The following is a 17963-nucleotide window of genomic DNA, read 5'->3' on the forward strand; positions in this document are numbered from 1 at the left end:
TTATTATTTGATTGTAAAGTAATCATTCCTTCTATAAAGTTAAGGAATAAGCAATAGTACTAGTAAAGGAGAAAATGGATTTGTTATATTATGTTATTGATGCTTTTACAGATATACAGTTTGGTGGGAATCCTGCAGGTGTAGTAATTTATGAAGATTTAAACGAAGTGTTTATGCAGAAATTTGCTGCAGAAGTTCGTTTTTCAGAAACAGCATTTATTAAGAAAATAGATAATAAAAATTTTGATATCAAATTTTTTACACCGACCGCACAGGTTGACCTTTGTGGACATGCCACGATTGCATCCTTCAAAGCCCTATTGGACAGCCAACTAATTGAAGATAATAATACCTATCTTATGAAAACACGCGCAGGTACACTTTCGGTTGAAGTAAATCAATCCTTTATCAGGATGGAGCAAGCGGAACCTAAGCTAGGAAAAATATTTAATGATTATAATTGTTTATCGAACCTTTTTAATATTGATACAAATGAAATAGGAGATAAAACTTTTAATTTAGTACCTCAAGCTGCGAGCACAGGTCTTTGGGATATAATGCTGCCAATAAAAACAAAGGAAGCCCTGTATGCTTTAAATCCTGATTTTAAAGGACTTGCTGACTATGCAAAAATAAATAATATAGGTGGATTTCATGCCTTTACGCTAGACACAGAAGAAGGAATTGGAGAGAGTCGAAACTTTTGTCCACTCTATGGAATTGATGAGGAAGCTGCCACAGGTACTTCAAATGGGGCATTAACCTATTATCTTTTCAAGAACCATGTTTTAAATGATTTTAACAAAGAGTACACATTCCTGCAGGGATATAGTATGGGAAGACCTTCTACTATTATGACAAAATTAGTTAATGAAAATAATCCTAGAGTTATAGTCGGTGGGAATGCCGTTATTTTGACAAAAGGGAATCTTTACTAATCACCAAAAAAAGATGAATCAACAAAGCTACTTTATCTAGGAAACGTAGAAAGGGTCACTGGTTAAAGTGACCCAAAGTTAAATTAGAAAAGTATAAAAAGGTAGCCCCTACGATTGCTTTTCATCCAACCCCTCGTTTAGAGATTGTGCCACAGCCACAAACCTTTTTATCCCTTCACTTAATTGTTGTTCATTTACATAAGAATAGCTTAAACGTATCCAGGATGATTGTTGTTTTAATGGATCGCAAACTTGACCTGGCACAAAGGATATCGATTGTTCGATACTTTTTGTTAATAATAATTCAATTGGAAGATGATCTGGGAGCTGCACCCATAAATTAAGACCACCTTTTGGACTGACCCATTGCCAATCTGTTGTTGCTAGCTCTTTTTCCATGATTTCCTTTCGAATCTGTAGGGCAATTCGAATTTTCTGCAAGTGCTGCTGCATTCTTAGTGATGTAAAGTAATGAAGAAAAACTTTTTGATTGAGAAGTGGTGAGCCATTATCAGCTAGTGATTTGACTGTTAGTAGTGCATTCAGTAAGGATGATGGACAAATAACAGCTGCAATTCTCAAGCCAGGTGAAATATATTTACAAAAGCTACGGATATAAATGACGGTCCCACCAGTATCATATGTGTAAATCGGTGGTGGCGGGGCATGATCAAAATAGATGTCGTGATAGGCATCGTCCTCAATGATTAGAAATCGGTATTGTTCAGCTAATTCAACGAGTTTTTTACGCTGTTCAATGGGAACAGTATAACCAGTTGGATTATGGAATGTCGGGTTGAGATAAAAAAGGAGCGGTTTATATTGTTTAATATAGGTTTCAACCTGCTCTAAATCATACCCGTCTGGATGGATATCAACCGTCACAATGTGTGCGCCTTGTGCTCTAAAACTATCAATCGCTGCACTATAGCTTGGACGTTCAAATAAAACGACGTCGCCTGGTTGAATAAACGCTTGAGCGATTAAGTGAATGGCTTGCTGTGAGCCAGAGGTGATTAACAGATTTTCTGCATGGATGTGAGTTTTATATTGATTGATAAAATATTGTGCGAGTGTTTCACGTAACTCCAAATCACCTTGCACCGTAGAGTAGGTTGCAAGTACTTTTGGATAAAGGTCAAACACGTTTTTTACATATTCTGAAAAATAATGATTCGGCAAAAGATTGGGATCAATTAATGCCTGAGAAAACTGATAGGAAACGGGTGTTTGATGGATTTCAGATAAATGATTTTTTTGTATATAGGCAGAAACAATTGGATCGTCCAGGTTTAGGTACTCAAGATTTTTCTTCCCATTTGATTGGACAAAATAGCCTGCCTTATCTTTGACATACACTTTGTCATGCTGTTTCAGTAATTGATATGCCTTTAAGACGGTTAATCGATGCACATTCATTTCATAGGCTAATTGCCGTACGGAGGGAATCTTTTCATGTTCTTTCCATTCTTTACGTTCTATTCTGTGAAGGACATAATCGTATACTTTCTTAAAAAGATAGTCTTCATTTCGAATTGCTTTCCTCACATCGATTCCTCCTTTTCAAAACATTGTACCACGCCCCACTCGAATCTGTTCTATCTTATTTAATCTGTTCTATCCTCTGTCTTTTATGATAGAAAAAGAGGAGGAGTTTTCTATGGTTATGATTAATTATTTTTTCATGTGTTTGATTTTTGGAACAACATTTTTAGCGATTAAAATTGGTGTTGATGCAGGCGTGCCTCCATTTTTATCAGCTGGACTTCGTTTTTTCATTGCTGGTTTGCTACTATTTAGTTTTATGAAGTGGAGGAAAAAAACGGCAATAGGGTTATTATTTCGGAAAGAAGTGTTTTTTACAGGACTAGGTTTAACTTTTGGGACGTTCGCCACATTGTACTGGGCAGAACAGTATGTGACATCAGGGATTGCAGCGGTCTTATCTGCTACTGGACCAATGATGATTATCATTATTCAGACATTCCTATTAAAGCAAAAAGGAAATCGGCTATCCTTCATTGGTTGTATCGTCGGAGTCCTTGGTGTCATACTCTTAATCTTACCTAGTTTTTCAATTGAGATTAGTCCCTTCTGGATGATAGGTTGTTTTGCCATTATATTGGGTGAAATTTTTTACGCATCTGGCACGATTTATACGAAGCATGTCATCCAAACGTTTGAAACGACATCACCGATTGCTTTAAATGCAGCGCAAATGATGCATGGTGGGATCTTATTAATCATTTTGTCATTATTTACAGAGAACATACAGCTTCATTATCTTATAAGCCCAGCTTCTATCGGCTCACTTCTTTACTTAACGATTGTCGGTTCTATGATCGGTCATAGCATCTATTATTGGCTTGTCTCAAGAACAAATCCTGTGTTTCCTTCTACATGGCTGTACATTTCACCATTAATTGCCGTAATGCTTGGTGTTATCTTCTATCAAGAATATATTTCTTGGCTAACAGGCATCGGAACGTTAACGATTATTGTAGGAACGATTTTAGTTAATTTTGAAACATTACGGAAGCTGCATTGGAAGAAGAGAGCTGTTATTCAGGATATAAGTCGAAGTTAATCGTATGTGCAAGAGTTTTTTTAAATTTTCTTTGCCAAATGGAAGACAGAAGTTGCTGTATATTTTTGATTGAAGTTGGCATAGATGTTGCCTTTTACCTTGTCCCGTTACAGTGAGCAAAGGGCGTTCCAAGAAATCAATAGCCGAGACAAAATATTTTAGCTAAAGGAAACCGAACAAATTGCTATTAATTATGTCCCAGCCTTGTGATCCAGTTATGGCAGATACCTAAGTCTATTTTGATGAAAATAAATATGTCTTTTTGGGATTGAAATGACCAATACCTTTTAGTGGATAGTCAAAAAATTCTAATAACTCTTTTGGTTTTTGTTACCTAAATACACAAATATTTTATATTTTAGTAAAAATATTTACAATTAGGAAATTAATGCAATAATGAATATGTAATATTTGGGATTATTACCGTAATATTCAATCTAATACTCACACTATACAAAAAGGAGAATTTTATGTTGAAAAGAAAAGATTTATTCTCATTTATAATGCTATTATTTTTTGCATTTGGATTTAATAGTATAGCCAATGCAGAAGAAAATAATGAGTTATCATCAACTCAAAAAGAACATATGAGACAATTAGGTTTCTCAGAACAAATTATTGAGTCAATGACACTAGATGAATACTCTCACTATGAGAACTCTATTCCAGTAGAGCCTTTCGTTCAAACGGAAACAATATATAAAATTACATCTGATCAAGATGGCGAAGTAAAAAAAGTTGAACAATTTAATGAAGTTGATGGTTTACAAAAAATGAATTTGGAAAACTATTCGTTTCCAGCAGCTACAGCAGCAAGTTGTTCAGGTACGATTTGTACAGAAACAACAAGTTGGATGTCCATGACTACTACTGCTACAAAACTTGGCAACGGAAGAACAATGCTTCATAATAATTTTACTTGGTTAAAAAATCCTAATGTTACTCTTACTGATATGGTTGGACTAACTTATAATGATAGTGCAGTAATTGAGCCATCTACTATAAAATTTTCATATAAATGGAAAGATGGTGTAGGAGACCATTCAAGAAGTTATAAAGATATGAAGAAAAGTCCTCAAGGTTTAGCAGCTACATTTGATATTCAAGGAATAGGTACAAATGCTGGGGCAAGTAATCACCATGGCTATATTTCTGTTGAGGTATCTAAAGGAAATAAAAATGACGTAAGTGCAAATGCTTTTGGGCATTACACACATACAACATTTTCATTTAATATCACAGTAACTATAAAAACAGGTGATATTGGATTAGGTGCGACGACTGCAGAAACTAAAATGACTTCTACCGCTATCAAGTTTAATTTCTAAAAAAAAAATTACAGGTGTGATTAAATGATTGATTTTATTGTTGCTACATCGGTTTTGATGAATCCAATACTTACCCTAGTTTTATCTTTAAATGTATGTCTTTTTATAATCAAAATTTCCAAAAATGATTATCAAAGAATTAAAACAAACATAGTATGGATATGTATTTCTAGTACGTATATCATCTTTACTTTAACAATGTTGTTCGCCAACATAGGTAATATATCCTGAATATTCACCTATATTTTATAACAACTATATAGGTAGAAAATTTTACCATTATGAATAGGTTGGTCTATTTATAGTAAGTATTGGAATTTTAGGAGAGTTAATCAAGAATTGACGCTAAGTCAATTTACTCAAATAACAAGTGAAAGTATTACTTTAGAGATCACCCCTAATATATGGATATATCCTTTATTAGGAGGTGATCTCTTTTAATGATGTAATTCCGAAAAAAGGAAGTGAATAACTATAACTGTTGTATAAACGCACTCTTAACTTTCTCAAATTCATGTTGAGAAGTCTTCTTTAACTTGGGGAATTCTGAGGCTGAAATACATTATAGCACCTTCTATTGCTTGAGGATTAATTTTAATTAACTTTATAAGTTATTTCATTAACATACCCCAAAGCCAAATTAGTACTAGTATCTTTTATTTTACAAAGATTTGTGAAATAGTCTTCAAGTACCTCATTACTACACCCTAATTTTTCATGAACTATTGTGTCAGCTCTTAGAGGTGAATAAATGGATAGCAATTTTGATACGCATTTTCTTTTCACTTATTTCATTGGGAGAATATAAAATAAATCCCATTAGTGCACTTAAAAATGAAAACGCAATAATGATATAAATTGACTTTAAATCAAAAGCCATATTGGGATAATATCTTTGTCTTAAAATAGCTATAATAAAGAGTATAGATGCAAAGATAATCAAAAAATTCCAAATGATGCTTTGTACAAATTCGGAAAATTTTATATATGTATACCCCTTTACAATCCAAGCATTTTTTAAGGACAGGCACATACTGCCCTGATGTAACTGCACGTTCCCCATTAATCTAACTCATAAAGCTTATGTTTTACCTAAAAAACGTTATCCTCGCAATAAAGAAAAACCTTTCCGTCAACTGTCTCAAAATAATAGACATCTTTAAGATTAATCCGTTGAACCCTTCTATTGAAATTTTCAAATTATCACCTTCGAAATTCAAACTATTTCAGGTTAGATGTCCGTGATTTTACTAGTACCATAATGATTTGGAAATAACAACCTTCAGACCATTAGAGCATAATCAACTTTAATTCTTATTTTTTAATAAAACTTTATGTGGATATGTTATGGTGAAGCGTATTAAAAATTTTATATGAGATTATAGAAATACCCTTTTCTTCAACAATCAGGTGTATTTCTTTTATAAAAGGTTACTAAAGGGTGCTTCGGGTAGGATAAAGATATATTATAAACAATACAATTTCTTGTAACGAAAAGCATTTTAATTCTATTTATAAGTATCACAGTTAATAGTTAAGAAAAGGAGGGGGCAGGTGGAGGATTTAAGTGGAATCTATCAATCTTATGCAGATGAAGTAAAACGGTTTCTTATTTGTTTAACGTCGGATGTAGATTTAGCGGAAGAGTTAACACAAGAAACATTTTATCAAGCGGTTAAGTCAATCCATCGTTATAACGGTGATTGCAAAATATCTGTCTGGCTATGCCAGATTGCTAAACACACTTATTATAACTACTTAAAAAAGGAGAAGAACCATCATAATGCCAGTGTAGAAAATATGATGCAATTGGGTTTAGAAATCCCTTCAAACAAGGATTTACCAGAGGTTACGGTCATAAAGCGCAGTACACTGATTTCTATACATAAAGAAATTCATCGTTTACAGGAGCCATATCGGGAAATCTTTTTACTCAGAACATCGATTCAACTTAGTTTTAAAGAAATTGGTGAGATATTTGATAAAAGTGAAAACTGGGCAAGAGTGACCTATTATCGTGCGAAATTAAAACTATCAGAAAGGATTGATCCGCATGAATTGTAATATTATTAAAGATTTAATGCCATCTTATATGGATGAAATTTGTAGTGAAGAGACTGCAAAAGCTGTTGAAGAACATATAGAACACTGTGAAAAGTGTCAGCGAAACTTACAGATGATGAAGCAACCAACCAATAACATTCAAGTGATGTCAAAAGAAGTAACCGTAGCAAAAGAGCCTTTTAAACGAATTAATAAAAAACGACGTATTCAAGTGCTTATAGCAGTTATGATTACCTTTATGATGACAATAATAGGAGCATGGATCGTACAAGATGTTGGGGTTGTCAATGACATCTTTTTCCCAGATGAGTGGGGAATTGCAACTGTACCGGATGATAAGGAAGAATGGGAGGGTGTAAAGTTTAATGATCAAAACTATATCATATTTGATAGTATTTTTTGGAGAAAAGCAATCGTGAATCATGCGAATAATGAAAAGAACGTGTTAGTAAGAGTAAAAGATGATAACGACAATATAGTCATTGATGCAGTGCAAGTGCCGGCAGGAACAAGTGTGAAATTAGAGGGCTTGAAAAGACATGAAAAATATTATATTGAAATCAAAGCGCCACAAGGTAAATTTACTATTAATGCGATATGAGAAAAAACGATACTAGTCATATATATTGAATTATTTCTCAAGAAAAGGGCAGTTTGTTTGAGAAAAGTAAACGTATAATTTTATATTGAAATGGTGAAGGATTGAATTTTAAGTTTGTTTTGGCATTTATTCTATTTCAGTATAAAAAACGCTAACCGAATGATTAACGTTTTATACATGATTGAGGGAACACGCAAGTGTATTTGGTGTATACTATATTAGATTCAAAAAACGATTTCGAATAATGAAAGCCCTCAAGTTTCTAAAGTAAGAATGAACAATTGGATTATAAGGAGCCGTTTTCTAATATAGAGTTGGAGTCGGAGGAGAACAACGGAAGGAGTCGATGTCTCTTAAAGCAATTGAATATTGATTCCATCTTCCACCGAAAAACCTGTAGCCATAAGCTCTTTCGTGACCCACAGTAGTCAAGAAGAACCAGAAATTGTCACCGTTTCTAAGCCACATATACGTGAAACGAAATAAACAATTTTCAAGCCCCCTTGGATTCTGGCCATAGAAAGGCATTTCTTCCATATATCGCATATGTCAGATTCACTCCTTTTTAAAATTAGACTTATAACCAGTTTATGCCTAAGGTCAGAGCTTAGGTTGGATGTATGCCCTGCATAGTTTTTGTAGAAGGAAGCAGCCACTGCTAAATCGACAAGCTAAAATTCCTTGTTAAGTGTAACGGGCACATTTCTTTAGTATGGAAGGGTCTTTCTTCATGAAATGGGCTATATTGGAGAGGAATGGATTATTTTTAAATATACAAGTTTAAATTAATCACGGTGAACCGTATCATAAGTAAGAGAGATTGTCGTATATTCTATTATCAGATACCAGAGGATTTTGCATTTCCACAGATCAACAAAAAGGACGGATATAATGAAATATAATAAAACAACTATGCTAAAGCTTATCAATGAACATCGAACGTTGCATGATGAATTAAAAAAGCTAAAATCTGAAATGGGTTTAGAGAAAAATTTTGCAGTAAAGGCATTGTACCATTCCTATGTTGCAGAGGATGGTCCTTATATGAAAGAATACCAAGATTTAGAGCGATTATAATAAATAGATGTTGCCACTAACAAATAGATGGAAGTAACACGAACCATTTTGAGCTGATGAGTAGATGATACTCATCAGCTTTTTTACGTCTCGCATTGTGATAACAGTAAGGAGAAAATGTTATCGCTGTCTAGTCAAATGGGCCGCCACTTCGACCATGTCAGTCCCTGTGGAAAGGGTAATCCTATGCTGCCGTTTTTCCTTCTGAGAAAATATAGTTACTAGAAATGAAATTCAACAGGATAAAAGGCCTGTTAATACGATTCTCATTAACTATGTAAAAGATTTATAATGTACTATTTTACATAAAATTTAGAATATTAATAGTAAATTACAATGTATTTATTATTTATCTGTTAAAATTAATATGTTAATCAAGATTTTGGTGACCAAAATTTTGTTAATTGAATTCTTATCAAATAGGAATGAGGGAGGTAGTACTCTAAGTATGGGAATTTGGTGGAATTAAAAAATTGCGTTAACTATTTCACCGATAGTAGGAACCTAATACCCAAATTACAATCGGTAACAGGTTTATCAGTTTCGTTAGGTTTACAGGTGAGGGGAACACAATAATTGAATAACTTCACAGAAACTCTTTGATCATTAATAAAAAAATATAAGGAGCTAAACGAATGAAGAGATATAAAATTAATTTCGTTTCCAAAATTGCGTTATCATTTTTACTAGTCATTTCAATGATTTTGCCTTACTTTACAGTTGTAAAGGCTGATACGACAGAGGCTATTGGAGTGGGGGAAGCGGTCAATCAATTTGATCCAACCACAGTGAAGAGTAATGTTACTGTAGAAGGATATATCGTAGGGTTTGCCAAAAGTGAAACTTCATATTCAGTGATAGCAGATAGTGACACAAATATTGCGATTGCCGATACACCGGGTGAAACAGAAGTCACGAAAATGCTGTATATTCAATTACCAAGCTCCTATAGAGCCAATTTCGGTTTATATACTAACCCAAGTAATCTTGGGAAAAAAGTTAAAATAACAGGTTCACTAGAAAAATATTTTGGCAACCATGCAGGGCTAAAATCACCAACTTCAATTGAGTTTGTTGGGGATGATACAACTGAACCAAATCCTCCCGAGACGGCAACAATTGCCGAAGCTCGTGCAGCTGTTGGAACTGACCGCACAGTTCAAATTCAAGGGACGGTTACGACAACACCTGGTAGCTGGGGAGGCAAGGCCTTCTATGTACAGGATGAGACAGCAGGGGTATATGTCTTCTCTAGTTCTGCAGAAGCAGGGAGCTTAGCTGTCGGAGATATTGTCAAAATCACAGGGAAAACTAGTTTATATAGTGGAGAAGTTCAATTTAATTCACCGACAATTGAACGACTTTCTACAGGGACAGCACCTGCACCACAAACAGTGACTCTTCCGATTGATGACAGTTTACAAGGTGAATTAATTACAATTGAAAATGTGAAGATTAAAGATTTAGCGCCATCTGGTACGTATGGTACATTTGAATTTAAAGCGGTCGATGCTGCAAATAACGAGCTGTTAATTCGCCATGATAACCGTACAGGCTATCAGTTCTCTCAGTTTGAAGCAGATGGATTCAATAACAATGATGTCATCACCGTGACAGGGATTGCGTCAATTTTTAACGGGACATATCAATTAAAAACGTTAAGCGCGGAAAGCTTCCAATTAGTATCAAACTATGAGCCAACTCAAGTAGGGAATATTAAAGCTTTACCAGCAACAGGCGAAGTTTACGCAGGAACAAAAGTAACATTATCTACAGATACACCAAATGCAACAATCTATTACACGATAGATGGTACTGAACCAACAACAGCTAGTGAGATTTATGATGCAGCAGCGGGCATTGTTGTAAATAAAGCCATGACAATTAAAGCATTTGCTACTGCAACTGGTTTAGACGATAGTGAAGTTGCGTCCTTTAATTTTACAGTGAAAGAAGAGCCGACCGTTATTTCCATTACGGAAGCACGAAATAAAGAAATCGGACAAACTGTCATCGTATCAGGTATTGTAACAGCAAAATTAGAAACAGCTACAGCACATATTCAAGATGAAGATGGAGCGGCGATAGCCATTTATCCTGCAGATAGTCTTACTGCAAATGTCGGTGATCGGGTGACGGTGCAAGGTCAAGTAGCTGAATATAGCGGACTCAAGCAATTAATGAATATTTCGCTTGTTGGCTTGCCTGTTCCTTCGACATTACCAGAGCCACACATTATCAAGAGTAATGAGGTTGCAGAAGACAATGAATCGAGATTAGTAACAATTAAAAATGTGGCCATTACTGGTTCGGGTCAAAACTTTACAGGAACTGACGAAGTTGGTACATTTGCTATTTACGATAAAACACGAGACTCAGGTTTAGTGAGTGGAAAAACGTATGGGGAAATTACAGGGATTATTGGTCAATATACAAACCATCAACTGCTCCCGATTCGCATTATTGAAGATGTAACAAAGGTGCAGGATATCAAAGCTTCTCACGTTGGAGGCGTAACAGCTGGCACGAAAGTCTCGCTTTCTACAATGACAGAAGGTGCAACGATTTATTACACAATGGATGGCTCTACACCAACAACAGCAAGTACAAAGTATACAGAGGAAATCCTTGTTAATAAACCAATGACGATTAAAGCGATTGCGGTAAAAGAAGGTTTAACAAACAGTGCAATAGCTACATTTGTTTATGAAATTATTGATACTAAAAATGCCAAGATTAGTGATATTCAAGGAGCAAGTCATACATCACCATATGTTGATTTAACGGTAAATGATGTGGAGGGAATAGTAACATTCGTTATTAATTCATCGAGCTTCATTATGCAAGAAGTCGATTCGGCATTCGATGGCGTAAAATCAACTGCGATCAAGGTAAATAAGTCTGCACATAATGTAGCGGTAGGGGACATTATTAAAGTATCAGGAAAAGTAATGGAAGAGGGTGGCAACTCTCGATTGAAAGATACGCAAATTTCAGCAGCCAATATTACAAAAACAGGTACAGCAGTAATTCCAGAAGCGCTTGTGATAGGAGAGGACCTATTCCCACCAAATAAAATAATCGATAATGATGCCTTTAGCATTTTTGATCCACAAGAAGATGGTATTGATTTTTGGGAATCAATCGAGTATATGCGTGTATCATTCCCAGAAGCAAGAGTGATTGGACCAATATATAATAATGATTCTCCAATTGTTGTACCGAGCACAACCAATAATACATTTAATGTCAATGGCGGTTTAAATATTGCGGCCGATGATTATAACCCCGAAAAAATTATGCTTGAAGGGGTAGCAGGGAAAAACTATGATTCAGGTGATCGTTTTAATGAAGCCCTTATCGGTTTTGTAGAGAATTTTACAGATGGCTATCGACTGAACACGAATAAAGTATTCCCGGAAGTGACAAAGGCGAATATTCAACAAGAAGTGACGCATCTCGAACCAGTAGCGGACAAGTTAAATGTCGCTTCTTATAATATCGAAAACTTCTCGAATAATCCTGCCAACACATCAAATGAAAAAGTAGCCAGAATTGCATCGACATTTGTGAAAAATATGAAGTCACCAGATATTATTACATTAGTCGAGGTACAAGATAATGATGGGCAAATTGATTCAGGAAATGCTGATGCATCAGAAAGCTACATGCGATTAATTAATGCGATTAAAGCTGCTGGTGGCCCTGCTTATGATTGGATTGACGTCATGCCACTTAACAATACAGTAGGTGGTGCACCTGGTGGTAATATTCGTGTAGGTTACTTATATAACCCGACGCGTGTTTCGTTAGTGACAGGTACAAAGGGATTGGGTGACCAAGCGAATACGTGGACAGCAGATGGAAGCCTTGCTTTAAATCCTGGCTTTGTAGATCCATCAAAATTTGTAGATACACGTAAACCAATTGCAGCAGAATTTGAATTCCAGGAAGAACGAGTAGTTATTATCGGAGCTCACTTAAATTCTAAAGGTGGGGATGGCTCACTGTGGGGACCAACGCAGCCGCCGGTGTTAGAATCCGTAACGAAACGTATTCAGCTTGCTCAAGCAATCAATGATTTTATCGATGAAGGACTTGCCATAAATCCGGAATTAAATATCATTGTAGCAGGGGACATGAATGACTTTGAATTCACACCAGCTCTTGAAACATTAAAAGGTGATGTATTAACGAATATGGTAGATAAAGCTCCAGAGCAAGACCGATTTACGTACTTCTTCCAAGGGAACAATCAAGTGTTGGATCATATTTTAGTTTCGAATAATCTTGCTGATGATGCGAAAATTGACTTAATTCATATGAATGCGAACTTTACAGAAGCACAAGGGCGTGCATCGGATCATGACCCAGTCTTAGTTCAAATTGATTTGAAGGCAGGGAATGAGGAAGTCCCAACACCAATCATACCTGAAAATGTATACAACTTTGATAACTACAAAACAGGTAAGTTAATAATGAATCGCGAAAGTATTTCGCTAACGTTAGGGAAAAATACGAACATTAAAAATGGAATCGCGGTATTTAGTGAATATGCAGAATTCCACGGGGAAGGATTCGCAGACAAAACAGTAACAATTAGTCCGAAAAAAGGAAATGCTATTATTGATTTTAAAGGTACACAAATTGGAAAAATAATTATCGAAGGAAAAAATGTAAAAGAGATACGAAATTTACCTACTGAAGCGAACATCACCTATACGAAAGGGGCTTCGGAAGAGGAAATTGAGTTTAAGTAATAGCTCATTGCGGTAAGTTGGTTTATAAACATAGAGTTTAGTAGACAAAAAACCGAAAATGGAATGTTGTTTAACGTCATTAGGGAAAAATTCCTTAATGACGTTTTTATGTATTTTTGAGCATCATGTATTTAAATGAATTACCTTGAAAAACTAAGGTTTCAACTTTTAATTGACTATTACTTTAAATCATAAATTGGATAATCTATGTTATTATTTAAATGTAAGTTTTGATAAATTTTGTTATTAATTAGTTGATTTAAACTCTTACTTATTTAGACAGGAGGTAGCGATGACATGGAACAAAAATTACTAGAATTACTCAACGAAATATATCCAGTGGATTTTATAAAAGTTGAAGCAGTAACAAATGAAATGTTTCGCTGTACCGCAACACAAGGTGAATACTTTGCAAGAATAACAAACTACAAAGGTTATGATGAACAATTAGAAGAGGTTACATATACAAACTACCTACATAATGAAGGACTAGGTGTATCACCTGCAATTGTCTCAATAAAGGGTAGAGTGGTAGAAAAGATAACCTTAAACAAAAAGGAATTATTAACTGTTCTTTATGAATCCGCAGCTGGTAACCATTTACCAAGGAATGAATGGAATGCAAATGTTTTAAAAGAGTTAGGTAGACAAATAGGTAAATTACATCGCCTCTCTAGAAAATTTGAGGAGATACATCCGACTAGATATATCAATGATTGGTATGAAAATGAGGAGTATGCATTCTTGAAATACATTCCTGAGGAAGAGACTACGATTAGAGATGTGGCACAAGAAATATTAAGTACAATAAAAAACATGCCAAAAGACAGTTCGAATTATGGATTGTTACACGGTGACTTATGGTTAGAGAATATATTAGTAGATCAAGATTTAAAGCTGTCAATGGTTGATTTTCAAGATTGTGAGAAAAATTATTATATCTTTGATTTAGCTGTTCCCATATATAGTGCGATCGAGTATTCATTTGTCGGTGGTGAGAACATCATTGAATATGGAAGAGGTATTACAAAAGCAATCATCGAAGGATACCAAGAGGAAAACAATCTCCCAAAGGAAATGTTAGATAAACTTCCTCTATTTATCAAACTAAAAGAAATCTTTGAGTATAGCTTGATGCATATGTATTGGAATAAAGAAAACTTAACGGAAGAACAGATAAGAATAATGAACCATTTTAGAATGAGAATTGAAAAAGATCATTCTTTCCTTGACACAAACGGTTTGTTGATAAACTAATCTTAATCTTGCGCAATTCGGATATGGATTTTTAGGAACTGGTCGAATAATTGGGTATCACCAGGCTGTTGTACCCCAACTGCTTTTAATTGTAAAAGGTGAAGGAAAGGTTATAGGTGAAAACGAGGAGTATATTAAAGTACAATGTGGAAATGCAGTGTTTTGGGTGAAGTATGAATGGCATGAGACCAAATCCGGGTGCCAAAACAAGGAATTATAATTAAATAAAATCATGCTTTAAACGAAGGATTATGGCAAGCAGGGGACTTCCTAAATGGAAGTCCTTTTAGGGGAACTTCTTATTTTGCGTGTTATCAACAATTGAAAAGCACTCAAATACAAAAGGTCCTATACAAAACTTTACAAGCTCACTAATTTTCTTACGCCCTCGGCAGGAATCAAACCTATATTTTAAGAAACGCAATCTCATGTGCTTTCCATAATAGAGTTAATTCCCGAGGGAAGCTAATACATCTAGCGATTTACAATTATTAGCTAAAATCACTGCGTGTTATTTATGCGAACATTGAGCATTCATTTCGCCCTTACTCTTTAGGATGAAGAAATATCAGAATTTTACCATCCTCAACGTCGTTAGAATAACGTTCAGCTGCATCATCTGGGACTCCAATTTCCATAAGAGCATGTTTTAACCCGCCAGCACCAGAGTTAGCCCCTACGACTGCTCCCCCAATTGTTGTAATAATAGGACCTGCAGCCAACACAGCGCCAAATCCGGGAATCAAAACAGTGGATAATCCTGCTATCACGCCTGCTATGCCAATTGCAGCCCCAGTTGCAGCTCCAGCAAGGGCTCCATCTATATTGGAGGGTTTTACTTCCTGTGTGTTTTCAGATAATTCTTTTGCTTTTTTAGTAATAACTGAAATTTCCTCAGTTGTATAGCCTTTCTCTTTTAAATTTTCAACAACTTCAGCCGCTCTATGTTCATTATCGTATACACCAATAACTTGATTCTTCATTAAAAATTACCTCCTGTTTGCTTCAGCTGTGTTTTCTTTACCCGTTTTTTAGTATTTCTAGACACATTTCACCTTCAAGCAAATGTATACCAAAGATACTGTACAAATTTTCCATTGTTTGAACCAAGTTGTGGGCCTACTACAGCTCCTAAAGTAGTCGATTTTAATGGAAGATGCGAGCAACTAGATAATGACAATAATAATATGTCTTTGTGCTTTCAAAAAAGGACCTTCAGTCTCAATAGCTGAAGGTCCTTCTTTTTTATGCCATTTCATTTTTATTTTCAATATCTTCTACTTTGATAAATTTTAGGACAACGAACAGGAGAATGAATCCCAATACACCTGCCGTAATATAGCTGGCATTGAGATAATTTTTCATGACAAGTGACATAATAGGAGGGCCGGCTGCAACGCCTATAAATCGCGCTGAGCTGTAAAAAGAGGATACGGTTCCTCTTAACTCTTTTCTAATATTGTCAGTAATAATTGTGTCAAGTGCAGGCAAAAGTGCACCAATAGCAATCCCCACTATACTCGTTACGACTAATAAAAGTATCAGTTTTTTGCTTGTAAACCCAACGAAGACAATACTGACAGACATTGCTATCAAGGAGACAATGATTATTTTTTTAATCCTTCCCAGGTTTCCTTTAATTTTTCTACCGGATATATATGAAGCGATACAAAGTAATAAAAGGGGAATGGCCAGGACAAACCCTTTTTTAATCCCTTTTATATCATGAACTTTCTCGAGGTTTTCTGACAAAAAAAATAGCATACTAAATAATATGAGCATTACAAGGACTCCGTTAAGGAATACGGTATACAACCATTTTCCTTCCTCCTTGAAAACTTTTTTTGTATTACGTAAAAACTCTTTGAACTTCAATGGTTCATCATCATCTTTAGGAGCTTTAACGAAGAAGAAAATAAGTATAATTGAAATCAGACTAAGCGCTGAAATGGAAAAGAAGGGCAGGAACCATAAAAAAGCGGCAAATATTGAACCTAAAATGGGACTTAACACTTTCCCAAACGTGTTAGATGTTTCAATTATTCCTAATGTAGAACTTATTTTTTCGTCATCATCCTGATAAAGATCACCTACAAGAGGCAAAACGATCGGCATGGCACCAGCCGCCCCTATTCCCTGAATTATTCTGCCAACAATAATTATTGTGTACGGGTCATCCATTTTCCATGAAGCAAATCCGGCAATCAGACCACCAATTAAAGCTAAAATTAAGCTCGGTAATATGACGATTTTTCTACCGAAGCGGTCCGATAAATAGCCAGCTACTGGGATAAGAAAAATAGCTGCGACTGAATAGCTAGTTATGATCATGCTCGATTGAAATGAAGTGATCCCGACCTTATCTTCCAGTATCGGGAGCACGGGAATAAGCATCGAATTTCCCAGTGTCATGATGAGCGGAATAGAAGTCAAACTTACAATACACCAGACACTTACATTAACCTTCTCTTGGTCCATTACCACACCTCGACTAATATTCTTTTAAAGGTATGGTTTCCTTTCGTGTTCATTTTATGCGCTGTTGGTGAGATTATTGGAATAACACTTGGTAAGCCTGCTTGCCAAAGTAGATCCCGAAACCAATCATTAATAAGGCTGAGATAAAAGAGACCGTTTTCAAAAGTTTTGTAGACAATAATTTCCGAGCGACACTGGATAAAAAGGCATAAATAAAATCCACAAAAATAATGCCAATCAAGATGGCGATGCTTACCAAAATGATTTCATACCCTGTAGAGATACCAGCGTTTTTTGCAAGTATGGAGCCGTATATTCCCAGCCAGAAAAGGATGGTTAGCGGATTCAAAAAAGACATGAAAAATCCGGTCATGATGGATTGTCTCAGTCGAGTTCTTTTACCAGTTTTCGAATCCATCTCAATTTTATGTAGCGACAGTAAACTTTCGATACCGGTGTACAAAAGAACAAAACAGCCGAAAGACCATAGTATTGTTTTCAACCAAATGGAATTGACAAATTGGCCAATTCCAAAATATACGATAAACATATATATAATGTCCGTCGCTATGGCACCCAGACTAAAAAACCATGCATGAAAAAAGCCATTTTTTAAACCTGTATTTAAAAGTACAGTCTTAACAGGTCCAATTGTTGCAGCCATTGATATGCCTAAAAAGATATAGGTAAACATAGAATCCATAAATTATCCTCCAATTATCAAATGTACTTGCATTTTATTCGAAGGCAATAACTTTTAGGACAATTTAAAAGGGCGATTCTAATAGGATTTTTGTAATTGTATTCGATATTTTTTTACATAATCATTTCAGTGTCAGCTTTTTTTATGTGATAAAATAGATATGTGAAAAC

The 17963-nt window shown here is 35.2% G+C and carries 12 protein-coding genes and 1 pseudogene; 9 read left to right on the forward strand and 4 right to left on the reverse strand.

Annotated elements, in window-relative coordinates:
• Nucleotides 1–74 precede the first annotated feature (74 nt).
• Nucleotides 75–938, forward strand: a complete 864-nt coding sequence (locus OU989_RS09520) for a PhzF family phenazine biosynthesis protein (protein ID WP_274796902.1) — start codon at nucleotides 75–77, stop codon at nucleotides 936–938.
• A gap of 108 nt (nucleotides 939–1046) precedes the next feature.
• Here the strand turns inward: OU989_RS09520 and OU989_RS09525 are convergent, their stop codons facing one another.
• A complete protein-coding gene (locus OU989_RS09525; protein ID WP_274796903.1) occupies nucleotides 1047–2486 on the reverse strand; it encodes an aminotransferase-like domain-containing protein in 1440 nt (479 codons plus the stop codon).
• 112 nt (nucleotides 2487–2598) lie between these two features.
• On the opposite strand from OU989_RS09525, the gene OU989_RS09530 reads away from it, so the two are divergent.
• From OU989_RS09530 to OU989_RS09565, 8 genes and pseudogenes are all read left to right on the forward strand, one after another.
• Nucleotides 2599–3525: a DMT family transporter gene (locus OU989_RS09530; RefSeq protein WP_274796904.1), complete on the forward strand. Its 927-nt coding sequence runs from the start codon at nucleotides 2599–2601 to the stop codon at nucleotides 3523–3525.
• Between the two features lie 470 nt (nucleotides 3526–3995).
• The gene (locus tag OU989_RS09535; RefSeq protein WP_274796905.1) at nucleotides 3996–4853 is read left to right on the forward strand and encodes a hypothetical protein; all 858 of its coding nucleotides are present in this window, start codon (nucleotides 3996–3998) and stop codon (nucleotides 4851–4853) included.
• Between the two features lie 1554 nt (nucleotides 4854–6407).
• On the forward strand, nucleotides 6408–6917 hold the full coding sequence (locus tag OU989_RS09540) for an RNA polymerase sigma factor (protein ID WP_274796906.1): 510 nt from the start codon (nucleotides 6408–6410) through the stop codon (nucleotides 6915–6917).
• Nucleotides 6907–7518: a zf-HC2 domain-containing protein gene (locus OU989_RS09545; RefSeq protein WP_274796907.1), complete on the forward strand. Its 612-nt coding sequence runs from the start codon at nucleotides 6907–6909 to the stop codon at nucleotides 7516–7518. Before OU989_RS09540 ends, OU989_RS09545 begins: the two co-directional genes overlap by 11 nt.
• A gap of 891 nt (nucleotides 7519–8409) precedes the next feature.
• Nucleotides 8410–8595, forward strand: a complete 186-nt coding sequence (locus tag OU989_RS09550) for a hypothetical protein (RefSeq protein WP_274796908.1) — start codon at nucleotides 8410–8412, stop codon at nucleotides 8593–8595.
• A 635-nt stretch (nucleotides 8596–9230) separates the two neighbouring features.
• On the forward strand, nucleotides 9231–13355 hold the full coding sequence (locus OU989_RS09555; protein WP_274796909.1) for a chitobiase/beta-hexosaminidase C-terminal domain-containing protein: 4125 nt from the start codon (nucleotides 9231–9233) through the stop codon (nucleotides 13353–13355).
• Nucleotides 13356–13652: 297 nt separating this feature from the next.
• The gene (locus OU989_RS09560) at nucleotides 13653–14612 is read left to right on the forward strand and encodes a phosphotransferase enzyme family protein (RefSeq protein WP_274796910.1); all 960 of its coding nucleotides are present in this window, start codon (nucleotides 13653–13655) and stop codon (nucleotides 14610–14612) included.
• A 46-nt stretch (nucleotides 14613–14658) separates the two neighbouring features.
• Nucleotides 14659–14808, forward strand: a pseudogene (locus tag OU989_RS09565) (cupin); the annotation flags it as partial.
• A 349-nt stretch (nucleotides 14809–15157) separates the two neighbouring features.
• Here OU989_RS09565 and OU989_RS09570 read toward each other — a convergent pair.
• The 3 genes from OU989_RS09570 to OU989_RS09580 form a co-directional block, all read right to left on the reverse strand.
• Nucleotides 15158–15595, reverse strand: coding sequence for a general stress protein (locus tag OU989_RS09570; protein ID WP_274796911.1), 438 nt, complete (start codon nucleotides 15593–15595; stop codon nucleotides 15158–15160).
• 262 nt (nucleotides 15596–15857) lie between these two features.
• Nucleotides 15858–17090, reverse strand: coding sequence for an MFS transporter (locus tag OU989_RS09575; protein WP_274796912.1), 1233 nt, complete (start codon nucleotides 17088–17090; stop codon nucleotides 15858–15860).
• A 73-nt stretch (nucleotides 17091–17163) separates the two neighbouring features.
• Nucleotides 17164–17793 (reverse strand): LysE family translocator, encoded by a 630-nt coding sequence (locus OU989_RS09580; protein WP_274796913.1) that lies wholly within the window; start codon nucleotides 17791–17793, stop codon nucleotides 17164–17166.
• Nucleotides 17794–17963: the final 170 nt, after the last annotated feature.

It is taken from the genome of Lysinibacillus irui (assembly GCF_028877475.1).
Classification (GTDB): domain Bacteria; phylum Bacillota; class Bacilli; order Bacillales_A; family Planococcaceae; genus Lysinibacillus; species Lysinibacillus irui.